Origin of the sequence: Microcoleus sp. S13_C3 (genome assembly GCF_036700905.1) — a bacterium.
Taxonomy (GTDB): Bacteria; Cyanobacteriota; Cyanobacteriia; order Cyanobacteriales; family Microcoleaceae; genus Microcoleus.
The window spans coordinates 1-15,433 of the sequence record NZ_JAUBPT010000050.1 but is presented as its reverse complement, the minus strand read 5'-3'; the positions used below and the strand labels follow the sequence as shown (position 1 = coordinate 15,433).

The 15,433-nt window shown below is 45.9% G+C and carries 14 protein-coding genes; 12 read left to right on the top strand and 2 right to left on the bottom strand.

The window, feature by feature from the left end:
* Nucleotides 1-363: 363 nt before the first annotated feature.
* Complete coding sequence (gene dapF / locus QUA16_RS15495; RefSeq protein ID WP_333104194.1) at nucleotides 364-1,206, bottom strand: diaminopimelate epimerase; 843 nt, start codon at nucleotides 1,204-1,206, stop codon at nucleotides 364-366.
* 312 nt (nucleotides 1,207-1,518) lie between these two features.
* Between dapF and QUA16_RS15490 the strand changes: the two genes are divergently transcribed.
* A complete protein-coding gene (locus QUA16_RS15490) occupies nucleotides 1,519-1,731 on the top strand; it encodes an Hfq-related RNA-binding protein (RefSeq protein WP_333057289.1) in 213 nt (70 codons plus the stop codon).
* A 9-nt stretch (nucleotides 1,732-1,740) separates the two neighbouring features.
* Nucleotides 1,741-2,016 carry a hypothetical protein gene (locus tag QUA16_RS15485; protein ID WP_333104193.1) on the top strand — a complete coding sequence of 92 codons (276 nt, stop codon included), beginning with the start codon at nucleotides 1,741-1,743 and terminating at the stop codon, nucleotides 2,014-2,016.
* On the opposite strand, the gene QUA16_RS15480 is transcribed toward QUA16_RS15485, so the two are convergent.
* Complete coding sequence (locus QUA16_RS15480) at nucleotides 2,013-4,328, bottom strand: cation:proton antiporter (RefSeq protein WP_333104191.1); 2,316 nt, start codon at nucleotides 4,326-4,328, stop codon at nucleotides 2,013-2,015. The genes QUA16_RS15485 and QUA16_RS15480 overlap by 4 nt on opposite strands.
* A gap of 118 nt (nucleotides 4,329-4,446) precedes the next feature.
* On the opposite strand from QUA16_RS15480, the gene QUA16_RS15475 reads away from it, so the two are divergent.
* The 10 genes from QUA16_RS15475 (at nucleotide 4,447) to QUA16_RS15430 (ending at nucleotide 14,797) form a co-directional block, all read left to right on the top strand.
* On the top strand, nucleotides 4,447-5,541 hold the full coding sequence (locus tag QUA16_RS15475) for an acyltransferase (RefSeq protein ID WP_333104190.1): 1,095 nt from the start codon (nucleotides 4,447-4,449) through the stop codon (nucleotides 5,539-5,541).
* A gap of 161 nt (nucleotides 5,542-5,702) precedes the next feature.
* Nucleotides 5,703-6,068: a glutathione S-transferase domain-containing protein gene (locus tag QUA16_RS15470; RefSeq protein WP_333104189.1), complete on the top strand. Its 366-nt coding sequence runs from the start codon at nucleotides 5,703-5,705 to the stop codon at nucleotides 6,066-6,068.
* Between the two features lie 113 nt (nucleotides 6,069-6,181).
* Nucleotides 6,182-7,354 (top strand): transposase, encoded by a 1,173-nt coding sequence (locus QUA16_RS15465; RefSeq protein WP_333104188.1) that lies wholly within the window; start codon nucleotides 6,182-6,184, stop codon nucleotides 7,352-7,354.
* 92 nt (nucleotides 7,355-7,446) lie between these two features.
* On the top strand, nucleotides 7,447-8,508 hold the full coding sequence (locus tag QUA16_RS15460) for an NADH:flavin oxidoreductase/NADH oxidase (protein ID WP_333104187.1): 1,062 nt from the start codon (nucleotides 7,447-7,449) through the stop codon (nucleotides 8,506-8,508).
* Between the two features lie 59 nt (nucleotides 8,509-8,567).
* Entirely contained in the window at nucleotides 8,568-9,305 is a 738-nt protein-coding gene (locus QUA16_RS15455; protein ID WP_333104186.1) for an SDR family oxidoreductase, read from the top strand.
* Nucleotides 9,306-9,369: 64 nt separating this feature from the next.
* Nucleotides 9,370-9,585: a hypothetical protein gene (locus QUA16_RS15450; RefSeq protein ID WP_333104185.1), complete on the top strand. Its 216-nt coding sequence runs from the start codon at nucleotides 9,370-9,372 to the stop codon at nucleotides 9,583-9,585.
* A gap of 501 nt (nucleotides 9,586-10,086) precedes the next feature.
* A complete protein-coding gene (locus QUA16_RS15445) occupies nucleotides 10,087-10,992 on the top strand; it encodes a D-hexose-6-phosphate mutarotase (RefSeq protein WP_333104184.1) in 906 nt (301 codons plus the stop codon).
* A 340-nt stretch (nucleotides 10,993-11,332) separates the two neighbouring features.
* Nucleotides 11,333-12,766, top strand: a complete 1,434-nt coding sequence (locus QUA16_RS15440; protein ID WP_333104183.1) for a transposase — start codon at nucleotides 11,333-11,335, stop codon at nucleotides 12,764-12,766.
* Between the two features lie 224 nt (nucleotides 12,767-12,990).
* The gene (locus QUA16_RS15435; RefSeq protein ID WP_333104182.1) at nucleotides 12,991-14,517 is read left to right on the top strand and encodes a phosphomannomutase/phosphoglucomutase; all 1,527 of its coding nucleotides are present in this window, start codon (nucleotides 12,991-12,993) and stop codon (nucleotides 14,515-14,517) included.
* 52 nt (nucleotides 14,518-14,569) lie between these two features.
* Nucleotides 14,570-14,797: a hypothetical protein gene (locus tag QUA16_RS15430; RefSeq protein WP_333104181.1), complete on the top strand. Its 228-nt coding sequence runs from the start codon at nucleotides 14,570-14,572 to the stop codon at nucleotides 14,795-14,797.
* Nucleotides 14,798-15,433 lie beyond the last annotated feature (636 nt).

The following is a 15,433-nucleotide window of genomic DNA, read 5'->3' as shown; positions in this document are numbered from 1 at the left end:
TAATTTTAGATTTTAGATTTTAGATTTTAGATTTTAGATTTCAGGCTTAGTTATTAGTCTTCAGTCTTCAGTCCGCAGCCAATAATATCATGTCCGATCAATTAACCATAATATCCCCGTCTGGGCGGGTTTTTGAGATTGTCAATTATTGGCAGGTATTGTTGGCTCACGGGCCCTACAAAAATCGCGGTCGCTCAACCGGACATGATATGATTTGCGAAGGCGGAAGGCATTGGTCAGAATTCAATAAAAATTTTGAATTCAATAATTTTTATTGCTTGTTAATTAAACAAAAAATCCCTTCTGACTAATGACTGATGACTAATAACTAATGACTAATAACTAATGACTAATGACTAATGACTAATGACTAATACAACCAGTAAATACTCGCTGTGCCGGCCCGGTCATGTAAATCCGCCCAGAAACTTCTGCCCATTCGATTTCCAAAACGCCGCCGGGGAGCTCAACAGCAGTTGCCCGATCGCACTTTCCTACCAACACCCCAGCTACCACAGCAGCACAAGCACCAGTCCCACAAGCTAGAGTAACACCCGCGCCTCTTTCCCACACCCGCATTTTTACATAGTCTGAACGTACCACTTGAATAAATTCCGTATTGGTACGCTGCGGGAAGGCTTTGTTGTGCTCGAATTGAGGCCCGACAGTTTCTAAAGCAACCGCCACAACATCCTCTACAAAAGTAATGCAGTGAGGATTACCCATGCTGACGCAGGTAACAGACCAAGATTTATCAGCAACTTCGATCGGCACATCTATAACTTTCGCATCCGGTGCAGCCAAAGTTGTCGGAATTTCCGCAGCCAGCAGCCGGGGAACTCCCATATCCACCTTAACCTGACCGTCCGATCGCAATTCCGGGCTAATCACACCAGCCAGAGTGTGGATGCGGTACTGAGTTTTGGCCTCTGACCCGTCCAAATCCGCGATAAACTTAGCCAAACAGCGAATCCCGTTGCCGCACATTTCCGGTTCCGAACCGTCGGAGTTAAAAATCCGCATCGTATAGTCAGTATCGTTTTGACCCGGAAGAGCAAATATCACACCGTCTGCGCCAATCCCGAAATGTCGATCGCACAAATCCACAGCTTGTTCTGGTGTGATCGCGGGTTCTGACGAGTGGCGGTTGTCAATCAGAATAAAATCATTTCCCAGTCCGTGATACTTCGCAAACTCGATCGGCATAAAAACAAACCTCTTTTGGTTAAAACTGATTAGATAATTTGATGACCAAATTACCCATTTCCCAGTATTATAAAACTTTATGCAATTTATAGTCCTTTCTAGTGAAATATAAACAAATATAATTTTTATAACTTCCCAGGGATATCTAATTAATGCTGATGTTAATGGCTCAATGAATATCGGTCTAAAACTAGCAGCCCAGGGGTTTCTCCCTCATCGGGTAGACGCGCTTGTAGTTGCGGCAGTAAGGGTTAAACGCTATAAACAGAAGAATATGGTTTAAGGTAATATTTGACTATATTTTTCTGAACTATGTCTGAATTTGAAACCGGATTGCCCAGCGTTCGCTTAATACAAAGCTACATCAAAGACAAACAACAGGTGGAGATCAAACTCCTGACCGGCGACTTAGTAGCGGGCAGAATTTTTTGGCAGGATAATAGCTGCATTTGCCTCCTCGATCCCTCAGAAACACAAATTCTGATCTCGCGGCCAGCAATTGCTTATCTCAAACCCAACGGCTGAGAGTGGGACATGGGGCATGGGGCATGGGGCATCGGGCATGGGGCATCGGGCATCGGGCATTGGGCATTGGGCATCGGGCATTGGGCATGGGGCATCGGGCATGGGGCATGGGGCATCGGGCATGGGGCATTGGGCATGGGGCATCGGGCATCGGGCATTGGGCATCGGGCATCGGGCATTGTTGACTGTTCGCTGGAAAGCTCACAACAGTCAACAGTCAACTGCCAACAGTCAACTGCCAACTGCCAACTGCCAACCGTCAACTGCCAACTGTCAACTGACTAATCGCTAAACAGCTTTTCACTGACTTGGGCCTTGACCAAAGGCAGCTTTAAAGCAGGTTGCGGCACAGGCGGTGAGGCCGTCCGCTGCATCAAGCCGAGCTCGTAGAAGCCGCCGCACAGCAGCAAACGATCGCCTTCTTGCAAATTGGTAGTTCCGTCGGGCCAGCGAGTAAATTTCCCTTCCCGGCGGATCGCCCGCACCTGCACCCCGTACTGAGTCAGCAATTCTACCTCTGACAGTTTTTTGCCCGCCCAAGGGCTGTTTGCTGGCAGCCTCAGCCACTGGCAAGAACTGTCGCCCTGCGGCACAGCAACTTCCCCCTTCGCCAGCAACTCAAAACTGATGAGTTCTTCCGGTTCTCCGACTACAAAAAGTCGATCGCCCGGCTGCAAAGCTGTCTTCCCGTTAGGATAATCAATTTCCTCGCCATTCTCGCGGACGATCGCCATCACGCTGACCCCTGTCAACTGCCGCAAGTTAGTTTCTTCCAGAGTCATGCTGGCGATAGGAGAACCTGACGGCAAGCTGTACCACTCGCTGTTCATATCTCGAACCGCCACTTTCAAATCCCGCGAAACCGCCAAAGGTTCGCGCGGTGGCCGCAATTCCAGATAACGGCTGCTGCGAATTTGCTGCACATCCCGCGCGATCGCCATTGCGGAGAGCCCCATGCCAGCGAGCAAGTGGGAAGACAGTTCTAAACTGGCCTCAAACTCCGGCTGCACAACTTCCCAGGCCCCCAGTTGGTAAAGCAGTTCGATGTCTTTATCTTGGTTGGCCTGCACCACAATATCCAAATCCGGGACTAATTCTAAAGCCCGCTTCAGACACAAGCGAGTGCTCATGGGATCGGGAAGGGCGATCGCCATTGCTTTTGCCCGTTCCACCCGCGCGGCTTCCAATACGTGCAAGCTGGCAGCATTCCCGTAAATGTAAGGAATTCCTTGCACTCTGCAGTCTTGAATACTACTTTCTGACTCGTCGATCACCACAACTGAACAGTTGCGGCTTTGCAGCATTTTTACTAAAATTCTGCCGACTCGCCCATAGCCGCAAACCACAACATAATTTTGTTCCGGCAAAGTTTCAGCTATTGCCACAGGTTGAGATGTTTCGTCAAAATAGCGCTGCAAAGGCCCGAAATTTTCCGCCCATTTCAATAACTGTGGCACGCTTCTCAACACAAACGGAGTCAGCACGAGGGTGACTGCTGTCGTGCCTAAAATTAACAGGTAAACGTTCCGCGAAACCAGCCCCATAGCTTGGCCGGCACTAGCGAGTACAAAGGAGAATTCTCCTATTTGAGCTAAGCCCAAACCTGCGATTAATGCTGTTTTTAGCGGATAGCCAAATAGTCGGACGATCGGCGTTATAATCAAGAATTTGCCGACAAATACTATAAATACCAGTCCCAGAATTACTTCTAGATGGTTCCACAGAAACATCGGGTCAATTAACATTCCGATGGTGACAAAAAATAAGGATGCAAAAATATCTCGCAAAGGCTCGACATAAGTTAGAGTTTGGTCGGCATATTCCACCTCCGAAATCATTAAACCCGCCACAAATGCGCCCATCTCGATCGAAAAACCCAAATATTCTGTCAGTAGCGCAATCCCTAAAGCCAGAACCACAACTCCCAGCAAAAACAGTTCCCGGCTTTCTGTTTGCGCGAGGTAGCGCAGCAACTGCGGTACCATCCAAATGCCGGCGACTACAGCACCGACAGCAAATAACCCGATCCGCAGCAGGGCCCACGCTACCGTCATGCCGATCGCTTCTGCTGGCTGATTGAGTGCCGGCAAAACTGCTAACATTAGCCCCAAAGCCAAATCTTGAACTACTAATATTCCCAGCATGACTTGACCGTGGGAAGTACCGGATTCATTGCGTTCCATCAAGCACTTGAGTACAACTGCGGTCGAGGAAAGCGACAGAATCGATCCTAAAAACACGCCTTGAGCAGGCGATTCTACCCAGCCTACAGCCAAGGAAATTGCAGTAGTAATGGCGATCGTCAGCACAATTTGCAAGCCCCCCCCGCCCAAACTAATGGCTTTTACTTTCTGGAGTTCGGCGAAAGAAAATTCCACTCCCAAGGCAAATAACAGAAAGGCAACCCCGAATTCAGCCAGGGTGTCTACCTGAATTAATTCTTTAATCAGCCCCAAACCGGCCGGCCCAACTACGATCCCTCCCAGGAGGTAGCCGAGAATTACCGGCTGTCGCAATAGCGATGCAAAGAGTCCTCCTGCTGCGGCAGCAGCGAGAACTAGAACTAAGTCAACGATCAGTCGGAAGTCTTCTTGCACAAGTTTATGAAAAAAGTATAAAGTTATATTATAGTCTCTAATGTGTTGACTGTGTTTAGTTGTAAGACTATAGTTGGGGAGCCAGGGTAACTGCCACTCTTGAACAAGGTATTTTCTCATGACACAGAGTTCAACTCCTCACAAAAAGCTTAACCTCTTGCAAGTTTATCGAGGGATTGCCGCTGTATTGGTGGTAATGTTTCACCTCAACGAGATCAGCACGGGTATATTAAATCAAGTTACTTTTTTTAATTTATTTCAGGGTGGGTGGAGCGGTGTTGATTACTTTTTTGTATTGAGCGGTTTTATCATGGTGTACGTTCACCGCTCGGCGATCGGTAAAAAAGACCAATTAAAATCTTTTTTAGTCAAGCGCGCCGTGAGAATTTATCCCATATACTGGATAATTACTCTGACACTTTTGTGTTTTTTTATAGTAATTCCCGGTTTTGCTAACAATCAAGATTTAGGTTTAGGATACGTAATTGGCTCGCTTCTCTTGATTCCTCAAAATGAATGGCCCATTCTCGTGGTAGGTTGGACTTTAATTTACGAATTATATTTTTACTTCCTGTTCAGTATAGCTATCTGGTTGAAACCAAAACATTCTGTACCGATACTTTCGACTTGGCTATTTGTCACGATTCTACATTTTTGGAAAATTGTAACATTCCCCAAGTCTTTTGTCTGGCTGGCTCTAGTATTTGGGGGTATGAATCTAGAATTTGTTTTGGGCTGCATGGCTGGGTATATTGTGATTAAATATAACAATAAGATCGGCAAGTACAGGTGGATATTGTTTGGGATAGCAAATTTAGGATATGTTATTTTAGGAATCCTCGTCGCATGGAGAAACATAGAGCTCCGGCGCGTCCCTACTTTTGGAGTGCTAGCAGCTATGTTAATCATTGCTGCTACCTCGATAGACCTCAAGGATTCCCCGAAAATTCCTAATCTTTTAATTTTCTTGGGAGATGCCTCATACTCGATATTTTTGACCCACGTACCGCTGATTTTAGCAATGACAAAAATTTTGCAAAAGGCGAATTTAGGAAAATATTACGACGGTTTCTTTGCTCCGGCTCTACTGGCAGTGTTCGCCGTAGTTTTCGGTTGCATATTCTACTCTTTGATAGAAAAACCATTGACACTTTTTCTGCGGAAAAATATTGTTGAAAAAATGTTTCATCCCAAAGCCGAAGGCAGAATCTAAAAAAGCTGAAGGTTTGATGGCGTTGGAAGCTAAGAATCCCGATTCTGTCTCCTGTGAAATTAATCTCCTTCTAACGGGTTATTGTTACTTTCGGGATCGGGCTCCTAAACTGTGATTTTAGTCATCAAAAACGCACTCACTATAGATATTTGAGCTGTATAGTGAAAAGCTCTCGAATGCGCCAGATTATGGGGATTATGGGCAGCCATCTCTATGCACCCGTGATCAAGTCAATTGCTATTGAGCGTCTGATTGTGGCCAGCCACGGGGGTCAAACTAACGAGGATAAGGTGAAAGCTGCTGTAGCACCTGTAAAGACTGCGCTAGAGGCGATCGAGCCCCTAACTGTAGGACACCCCTATTTGCTCGGTCACGAACTGAGCATTGCCGATTTCTACCTGATTCCAGTCTTCACCTACCTCTGGCAGACCCCAGAGTATGAAGCAACGATCGCACAAACTTCAAAGCTGCGGACTTGGTGGAATGAGGTCAGTCAAGTTCCCAGTGTGAATAAATTCTGTGCCTGACCAAGGATCTGGGTGCAAGCCTCGCCCTTATAGGGCGACTTTAATTAAGACTTGTGAATAATCGAGTTAGCCCTTAGTCACGACACTATCATTAGGGCAGGAGGATAGAAAGAATGTTTAACTTAACTTACGAGTTCAAATTGAAACCAACCGCAGTACAAGTAGCCTTCTTTGAAGATTGGCTGGAACAGTGTCGCTGCGTCTATAACTACGCGCTAGCAGAGCGCAAGCATTGGTTTGAGTCTCGCAGTTGCCAAGTTAACGCTTGTTCTATCCGTTCTGAGTTCATCATTCGGGCCGAAACAAAGCGCCCAACTTATGCCAGTCAGTGCAAAAGCTTAACCGCAGCTAGGGCAAACATACCTGCTTTGTGTGCCGTCGCCGTACACGTTCTACAGCAAACCTTGAGAAGGCTTGAAAAAGCGTTCGTGAGTATGTGGGAGCAAAAGCACGGTTTCCCTCGTTTCAAAAAAGCGGGAGCAATGCGATCTTTTGTTTTTCCGCAACTGGGTGTCAATCCTGTCAACAACGGGGTACTAAAACTCCCTAAGATTGGGTTCGTTAAATTTCATCAATCGCGTCCTATCCCTGATAGCGCAAATATTAAGCAAGCGAGAATAGTTCGCAAGGCAAGTGGTTGGTACGTGATGCTAACCCTGCAATGGGATGTTTCCGTACCGTCAGTTATGCCACACGGTGAAGCGTTAGGCGTTGATGTTGGATTAACTAACTTCATAGCAACTTCCAATGGTCTTTTAGTTAAACGCCAAAAGTTTTTTGCTGATGCAGAGTGCAAGCTTAAATTGCTGCAAAAACGTGTCAGTAGGAAAAAGTTAGGCTCAAATAATTGGAAAAAAGCCCAGAAGAAAGTTGCCAAATTGCATGAGTACGTCGCTAACTGTAGAAAAGATTGGCACTGGAAATTGTCTCACCAACTCTGCAAAGACGTGGGGATGGTTTTTGTCGAGGACTTGAACCTGGTTGGTTTGTCTAAAGCTATGCTAGGAAAACATTGCTTGGATGCAAGCTGGGGACAGTTTTTGGCGATTTTAGAGCAAACCTGTTTTAAATACGGTGTGTATTTTCAAAAGGTAGATGCTCGTAAAACCAGCCAAATTTGTCCTAGTTGTGGTTTGGAGACAGGCAAGAAAAAACTGTCAGAGCGTATTCATTCATGTTCCGATTGTGGCTATACAACAGACCGAGATGTTGCAGCCGCACAAGTAGTTCTTATTCGAGGACTTGCAGCCGTAGGGCATACGGTCAAGATGCTTTCTTGCAAGTAAATTCGTCGGAATCCCTGCGAAGAAAGAATCCTCGTACCTGATAGTCGAGGAGTGTCAAATCTGTGCATTTTATAACTCACGGGTTTACAACCATGTCGCATTTATTTGAGCCATTGGATCAACGTGGTGTTACCTTCCGAAATCGCATTGCAGTTTCTCCCATGTGTCAATATTCCAGTGTTGATGGGTTCGCGAATGATTGGCATCTGGTTCATCTTGCCAGTCGAGCCGTAGGAGGGGCAGGGCTGGTGATGACTGAAGCAGCGGCAGTCGAGCCACAAGGACGAATTACGCCCCAAGATTTGGGAATCTGGCAAGATGCTCACATTGAAATGCTGGCGCGAATAGTCGAGTTAATTCACCGCAACGGTGCGGTTGCGGGGATTCAACTTGCTCATGCAGGTAGAAAAGCCAGTACAGCAACTCCGTGGGATGGCGGCGATGTGCTTTCGGAATCTCAAGGAGGATGGACTTCGATCGCCCCTAGCGCGATTCCATTTGAACCTGATAGCCCCGCTCCCATCGCCCTGAGTATCGAAGACATTCAGAAGCAGACGACACTCTTTGTCAACGCAGCCCAACGCGCTCTCGAAGCCGGATTTGACGTAATCGAGATTCATGCCGCTCACGGCTATCTACTCCATGAATTTATGTCTCCCTTGACCAATCAACGGACTGATGACTATGGTGGCAGTTTTGAGCATCGCATCCGGTTCCTATGTGAAGTCGTACAAGCGGTGCGAAATGTTTTGCCTGATCGAACACCGCTTTGGGTTCGCATCTCTGCAACCGATTGGGTTCCAAATGGTTGGGATATTGAACAAAGTATTGCACTCAGCGATAAATTAAAGTCACTGGGCGTTGATTTAATCGATTGTTCATCAGGCGCAATTGTACCCGGTGAAAAGATTCCCACGGGTGCAGGTTATCAAACTATTTTTGCCGATCGCATTCGACGCTCAGCGAACATCGCCACCGGAGCCGTTGGTATGATTACTGCACCCGCTCAGGCTGACCACATCATCCGTACAGGTCAAGCAGATATGGTATTACTGGCCAGAGAAATGCTGCGCGATCCTTATTGGCCGATGCGGGCTGCGAAGCAACTACGTCAATCAGTGCCTGCTCCTATTCAATACGATCGCGCTTGGTAATTAAGCGGATTTGCGAGTGAGTTTAGGTGAGCCGATTTAATCAATTAACAGGAGTGAAGATGTCTGAAATTCAAAACAAGGTTGTCATCATTACTGGAGCAAGTAGCGGTTTAGGTGAAGCCACCGCTCATCGTCTAGCCGCCAGCGGAGCCAAACTGATGCTTGCTGCCCGCCGCGAAGATAGACTCAAGGACTTGGTGGCTGCAATCGAAAAAACAGGTGGCACCGTTGCCTATCGAGTCACCGATGTTGCCGATCGCGCCCAGATGCAAGCATTGGCGGACGCAACGCTGGAAACCTATGGACGCATTGATGTGCTGGTCAACAATGCGGGTTTAATGCCACTGTCTCCCCTTGACCAGATTAAGGTCGATGAGTGGGATCAAATGATTGATGTCAACATTAAAGGCGTACTTTACGGCATCGCAGCAGTGCTGCCGACTATGCGCCAACAGAAGTCGGGGCACGTAATCAACTTGTCATCTGTTGCAGGACACAAAGTATTTCCGGCGGGGACAGTTTACTGTGCTACCAAGTATGCGGTGCGAGCGATTTCCGAAGGGCTGCGGCTGGAGTCAAACGGTGAAATTCGTTCTACCAACATTTCCCCCGGTGCGGTTGCCACTGAGTTAACCAGTACCATCACTCATGGTGATACGGCATCAGGGGTGAATCAGTTGTATTCAGTCGCCATTGATGCCGATGCGATCGCCCGGGCTATTGCCTATGCCATCGAGCAACCCGGTGATGTGGATGTCAACGAAATGATTATCCGTCCGACTCGTCAGGAGTTGTGAAGTGGCGCGCATGAAAGTCGATCGACTCAACTGAATTTAACCCAACGGCTGAACTAGAGGTCGAATGGCTGGTGAAAAGCACTACATTCGAGGTGAGACAGGTAAGCCGTTGCTGCTGATTCATAGTTTGGCCCGAAGCTGGCGATCAGAGCATCCCATCCTCAACGATCTCGCTGCTAAACGCGATCGGCTTGCTTACGAAAAACTCAGCAAGGTGTGCCGGTGCGTTCGATCGCACATCCCCTCGCGATCACTTGGCACTCCCAATTCGTTCCTCTGAGTGCATCGTTGTGTCGATCGCACCTTCCTTCGTCAAACTCAACAATATAATAAATCTAGCCACCATAATATCGGATAATTGTAAAGCAATTCACCAAGCCAACAGCGTCACTAACCCCAGCCTAAAGGCATGGGGCTTGAAAGAGGAAGACTCACCACCTTCTTAATTTGAGACTAAAACAGTGTCTAGCCTGCGTCTTTGAGACAAACTGAATTATCTGGTGGTGGTACACCGAACGATGTTACTGGATGCCTCCCTAGTCTGTAACCTCAAGGGATATCAGTGGCGAAGGGATATACACACACGGGCTTACCGCCACTTGTTATGCGTACAGGTAGAAAGCACTCGATCCGTAACTGTCCGGGTTAAAGGCGAATACAAAACGTCGAACGTCGTTAGTATATCCAAGGCGGTAACAAGCATTCATCGGGGGAGAATTCCTCCCCCCCCATCCAATGTAAAGCCGTCCTAAAAGGACGGGGTTTCAAACCCATATTTCTGATGAGTATTGACCAATTAAACACAGACTACGGCATAGCCGGACACCTCACCTTCGCCACCGGAAACGGTGGTTTCCCCATGATTCACATCGACAACGGTCAAGCCAAAGCCTTAATTTCTGTGTATTCCGGTCAAGTGCTCTCCTTTCAACCGGCCACCGAAACCACAGACTTGATGTTCGTCAGCGAAAAAGCCTACTACGCCGAAGGGAAAGCCATCAAAGGCGGTATACCCATCTGTTGGCCCTGGTTTGGCCCAGATCCCGAAGCCTTGGGGCGTCCGAGTCATGGGTTTGTGCGGAATCGCCTCTGGAATGTGCTAGAAACCGCCACAACCCCAGACGGCGCCACCAAAGTCACTCTAGGACTCAAGGATACCGATGAAACTAGAGCAATTTGGCCGCAAGCCTTTGAACTGGCGATCGAGATTACGAGCGGCACCAGCCTCACGGTAGAATTAATCACCCGCAATCTAGGCGACAAAGCATTTCCCCTCACCCAAGCTTTCCACACCTATTTCCAAGTCGGCGATATCAACCAGGTGCAGGTTTTAGGCTTAGAAAATAGCCAGTATCTTGATAAAGCGGATGGTGGTGTGGAAAAAACTCAAGTGGGTGCAGTGGTAGTAACAGGTGAAGTCGATCGCATTTATCTCGATGTCACCAACGAATTAGTCATTGACGATAGCGCCCTCAATCGTCGGATTCGCATTAAATCCTCTGGTAGTAAATCCGTCGTAGTGTGGAATCCCTGGGTGACAATTTCTGCAAATATGGCCGACCTTGATGATGCAGATTATCAGCGTTTACTCTGCGTAGAAACCACCAATGCAGCTACAGATATTGTGGAAGTTCCCCCTCATGGTGAGTTCCGCTTGCAGGCAATTTACAGCGTTGAACGCGACTAAGGAATTAGAGCTTAAGCTTAGCGGTGATGGGGCAAAAATTCCCAGTAAGCGGTTCAACATTTCAATTGGATATTTTGGACGTTGCTCAAATCCTACCCACAAGACTGGGATTGTTTGTTTAACTATCAGCCGAGAAGTCCCTCGGTATATTTAAAGGGGAGCAATCTGAGCGCCGCGAAGTACCCCGAATAAATTACCGAGCGTGATGTCCAGAAGCGTCGGATGTCGCGGACGGAAGCCGACAATTAGACATTGCGAGTACCTTTAACTTTGATGTACTTTCTAAACATTAAATTGAAAAAATGGTACATTAAAGTAGGTCGAAAAAAGGAAGTTTCCAATGCAACTGACATACAAATACCGCCTCAAACCCACAAAAGCCCAACTAGCAACAATTGTGGCTCATCTAGAACTCTGTCGCCGACAGTATAACTACCGACTCGGCGAAAGATTTAGATGGTGGGAAGCCACGAGAACACCTATCAATGCCTGCCCCTTGATTGTTTCAATAGTCCCTATTGAGGAGATATATCAAAATATTCCCTTAACCAGGGTGCAAACTAGAGATGGCAGAAAAAAGGATGCGTCAGGCAATCCTTTGACTAGAAAAGGTGATGTTTTCTCGAATATTGAAGGCGGATATGTCCAGTGGCAAACCATACAGCTTGCTGACATAAAAAACACCAAAAAACAATTTCCTGATTATAAGCTTTTGGACTCCCAGGTTTTGCAAGATGTCCTCAACAGAGTGGAAACTTCCTTTTCAAATTTCACCACGCCGGACAAAAATGGCAATCGTAGAGGCAAACCTAAATTTAAAGGTTTTCACCACTACAAATCTTTCACTTATCCTCAATTAGACAACTTAGATATTGCTAAGGATGAGCAAAATAGGATTTGTATTAACCTGGCAAAAATAGGTCAAGTGCCTATGGTTTTCCATCGCCCAATACCAACAGGATTTAAAGTTAAGACGGGTAGTATTATCCCAGAAGCGGATGGGTGGTATATTTCCCTAACGCTAGAAGATAAGACGGTTCCCGTAACGGTTGCAGAAATTCAACCGACGGTCGAGAATGCTGTTGGGATCGACTTGGGAATCACTAATTACATTTATCTTTCCAATGGTGAAAGAGTTGAAAATCCCAGATTTTTGAGGAAGTCGGCCCAGAAATTGGCAAGACTTCAAGCGAAGCTGGCTAGTCGGCTTAAGGGTTCTAAGCCTTGGAAAATAATCAAGGATAAGATTTCTAAACTTCACCAATTTATAGCTAGAGCTAGACTGGACTTTCAGTTTAAAACGGCACAGCAGCTCTTTAGCAAATGTGATGTTTTAGTTATTGAAGACTTGAGTGTCAAAAATCTGACTAGACGTGCCAAGCCCAAGACCGATATTGAGGATGGCAATTTGGTTTATTTGCCAAATGGTCAGTCAGCTAAAAGCGGATTGAATAAATCAATGCTTGATGCTGCTCATGGGCAATTCACCAGCGTCCTGAAATATGTCGCAGGGAAACTAGGTAAAAACGTTTTGTTTGTAGATCCTAAAGGAACTTCTCAACACTGTTGGAATTGCCTCAATAAAGTTCCAAAAGAATTGTCAGATCGATGGCATTCTTGCCAATGTGGAGAATCTTTGGATCGAGATGAAAATTCAGCCAAACTTATAAAGAAGATTGGTCTAAGTTACGAAAGTGGCGGGGGAACTCCGTCACTCAAAAAAGCCTTTAAAAAAAAGGAAAAAGAAGCCTGCGGTCTAACGGTACTCCGTTGACCGTCAGGTTCGTTCACATACAACTTAAATGCCGATTAGCTGATTGAATTGAAAAACTCTGTCACCCTAATGACTAATAATACCAAATCCCAAATTTCTCCCCTGTTTATTTGTTAGTCCGCGAAAGACGATCGGGTAACGCTCAGTCCAACGGGCCGCAGAGGAAAGTTTGTATAATCGGTTTCAACCGCCGACTCCGATCTTTTTACTTACCATCAATTATTATGCAAAACTTCAACTGGACAAAACTTCAAAATGGCTCAGACATTCGCGGTATCGCCCTCGAAGGGGTTCCCAATGAAAAAGTCAACCTCACCCCCGAAATTGCGACAATCTTAGGTAAATCATTTGTCAGTTGGCTGGTGCAAAAAGTCAATAAACCAGTGGCCGAATTAACGATCGCGATCGGGCGTGACAGTCGCCTATCAGGGCCAACCTTAATGCAAGCAGTCATGGAGGGAATCGCCTCAGTTGGTGCAACCGTGTACGACTTTGAAATGGCCTCAACCCCCGCCATGTTTATGAGTACCATTACCCCTGGTTTTGATTGCGACGGCGCGATTATGCTCACTGCTAGCCATTTGCCCTTTAATCGAAACGGCTTAAAGTTTTTCACCGCCAAAGGTGGGTTACAAAAACAGGATATTACAGATATCTTAACACTAGCCCAAAGCAATTACTTTCAGCCAGCCGCATCGCCCGGTAACATTGCAAAGCATGATTTCATCTCTGTTTATGCTAACCAATTTGTTAAAAATATCCGGGAAGCAGTTAATCATCCAGATAATTTTGAGCAGCCGCTGACAGGATTAAAAATTGTTGTGGATGCGGGCAATGGTGCGGGCGGCTTTTATGTTGATAAAGTCTTAAAACCTTTAGGTGCAGACACCACGGGCAGTCAGTTTTTAGAACCCGATGGTACTTTCCCAAATCATGTGCCAAATCCCGAAGATAAACAGGCAATGCAGTCAATTTGTCAAGCGGTAATTGAAAATCAAGCTGATTTTGGGATTATTTTTGATACCGATGTCGATCGCAGTGCGGCAGTCGATCAAGTTGGCAATGAACTCAATCGCAATCGCTTAATTGCCTTGATTTCTGCCATTATATTAAAAGAACACCCAGGCTCTACCATTGTCACCGATTCTATCACCTCCGATGGCTTGACACAATTCATCGAACAAGATTTAAAAGGAATTCACCATCGCTTTAAACGCGGCTACAAAAATGTGATTGACGAGTCGATTCGCCTCAATGAAGCGGGACAGGAATCATGGCTGGCGATTGAAACATCTGGACATGGAGCTTTGAAAGAAAATTACTTTTTGGATGATGGCGCTTATTTGGTCAGCAAATTATTGATTGAATTGGCTAAGTCAAAGCTAGCCAACCAATCTTTGCCAGATTTAATTGCGAATTTAAAAGAACCCGAAGAAAGTGCAGAGTTTCGGATTAAACTTGGTGTAGATGATTTCACGGCTCACGGCGATCACGTTATTGAGCAACTGCAACAATTTGTCTCAACGCAACCTGACTGGAAAATAGTTCCCAATAACTACGAAGGTCTGCGAATTTCCTGCACCTCACCTAGCGAATCCGGCTGGTTTCTGTTACGCTTATCACTCCACGATCCGGTGATGCCTTTGAATGTTGAGTCTAATGTTAAGGGTGGTGTTGCTCACATAGTGGCTCGGCTTTTAGCTTTTTTCCAAACCACAGAATCCCTTGATTTTTCGGCACTATCGACCTAAGTTTTACTCGTGTCAGACTATTAGTAAACCAAACCCAAGGAGGAATTTAATTATGTGGCTTTTAATCATAAAATGTTCTGCTGAAAGCTGGGATATCCATTCCAAAGCTTTCAAAGCCATTGCTGCCAAATATCCGGCCACGCCTTCCTCTTCCAAAAAGATGAAAGGCGATGGTCAACGCATCATGGAATATCAGCTTGAGAATGTCAACGATGTAGAGGAATTTATGGAAGAATGCTTGACATTAGATGGTTTCACTGCTGCCTTTGAATCTCTATAATTCTAGGTGATAGATTATAGCCATTCTCAATAATTTTTATCTCATACCATTTTCGATGTGAGATTGAAAATTTGGGAATTAATACTATTTATATCGTTGTCGGTTGCATCGGAATAATATATTGGGCTCGTGTCATATCAAATCTGTTAGCATCGGAATTATTGATATCTCTAATCTCGACATCTGCGTGAATTAGCGCCAATCCATTGTCCGGGGTGGCCCGAACAATTCTCTTTCTTTAACCGCAGATGATAGGCGATAAACACTGATTCACGCAGATGAATTAGATATATAGCAAGTCTATTTGAGTCATGAATGTAGAACCACCTGAAACGTTTGTGATCATTGAATCGATTGTTTACAAATCAAATGGTTTTGCTATATTCCGGTTGCAACATCGGTGATTGTTGACTGTAGACGGGATTTTACAATTCCGATGCTACCGGAATTGATATTACTCAAAAATAGGCTAGAATAACTAGAGAGTTTTAGGAAGATTTTGACACTCTCCGACCTGAAGGTGCGGAGATTCTTAAGAAGTTTTGACGCTCTTAATGGCGCTGTCAAGACACCTCTAGACGTTCAAAACAACTACCTTTTGGTGTTGCAATTACGCTTACTTTTTGTATGCTTTCG

Excerpts from the sequence above, each read along its gene's own strand:
- dapF (WP_333104194.1), bottom strand. The coding sequence starts at position 1,206 with ATGCCGATCGAGTTTGCGAAGTATCACGGACTGGGAAATGATTTTATT.
- QUA16_RS15490 (WP_333057289.1), top strand. The coding sequence starts at position 1,519 with ATGTCTGAATTTGAAACCGGATTGCCCAGCGTTCGCTTAATACAAAGC.
- QUA16_RS15485 (WP_333104193.1), top strand. The coding sequence starts at position 1,741 with ATGGGGCATGGGGCATGGGGCATCGGGCATGGGGCATCGGGCATCGGG.
- QUA16_RS15475 (WP_333104190.1), top strand. The coding sequence starts at position 4,447 with ATGACACAGAGTTCAACTCCTCACAAAAAGCTTAACCTCTTGCAAGTT.
- QUA16_RS15465 (WP_333104188.1), top strand. The coding sequence starts at position 6,182 with ATGTTTAACTTAACTTACGAGTTCAAATTGAAACCAACCGCAGTACAA.
- QUA16_RS15460 (WP_333104187.1), top strand. The coding sequence starts at position 7,447 with ATGTCGCATTTATTTGAGCCATTGGATCAACGTGGTGTTACCTTCCGA.
- QUA16_RS15455 (WP_333104186.1), top strand. The coding sequence starts at position 8,568 with ATGTCTGAAATTCAAAACAAGGTTGTCATCATTACTGGAGCAAGTAGC.
- QUA16_RS15450 (WP_333104185.1), top strand. The coding sequence starts at position 9,370 with ATGGCTGGTGAAAAGCACTACATTCGAGGTGAGACAGGTAAGCCGTTG.
- QUA16_RS15445 (WP_333104184.1), top strand. The coding sequence starts at position 10,087 with ATGAGTATTGACCAATTAAACACAGACTACGGCATAGCCGGACACCTC.
- QUA16_RS15440 (WP_333104183.1), top strand. The coding sequence starts at position 11,333 with ATGCAACTGACATACAAATACCGCCTCAAACCCACAAAAGCCCAACTA.
- QUA16_RS15435 (WP_333104182.1), top strand. The coding sequence starts at position 12,991 with ATGCAAAACTTCAACTGGACAAAACTTCAAAATGGCTCAGACATTCGC.
- QUA16_RS15430 (WP_333104181.1), top strand. The coding sequence starts at position 14,570 with ATGTGGCTTTTAATCATAAAATGTTCTGCTGAAAGCTGGGATATCCAT.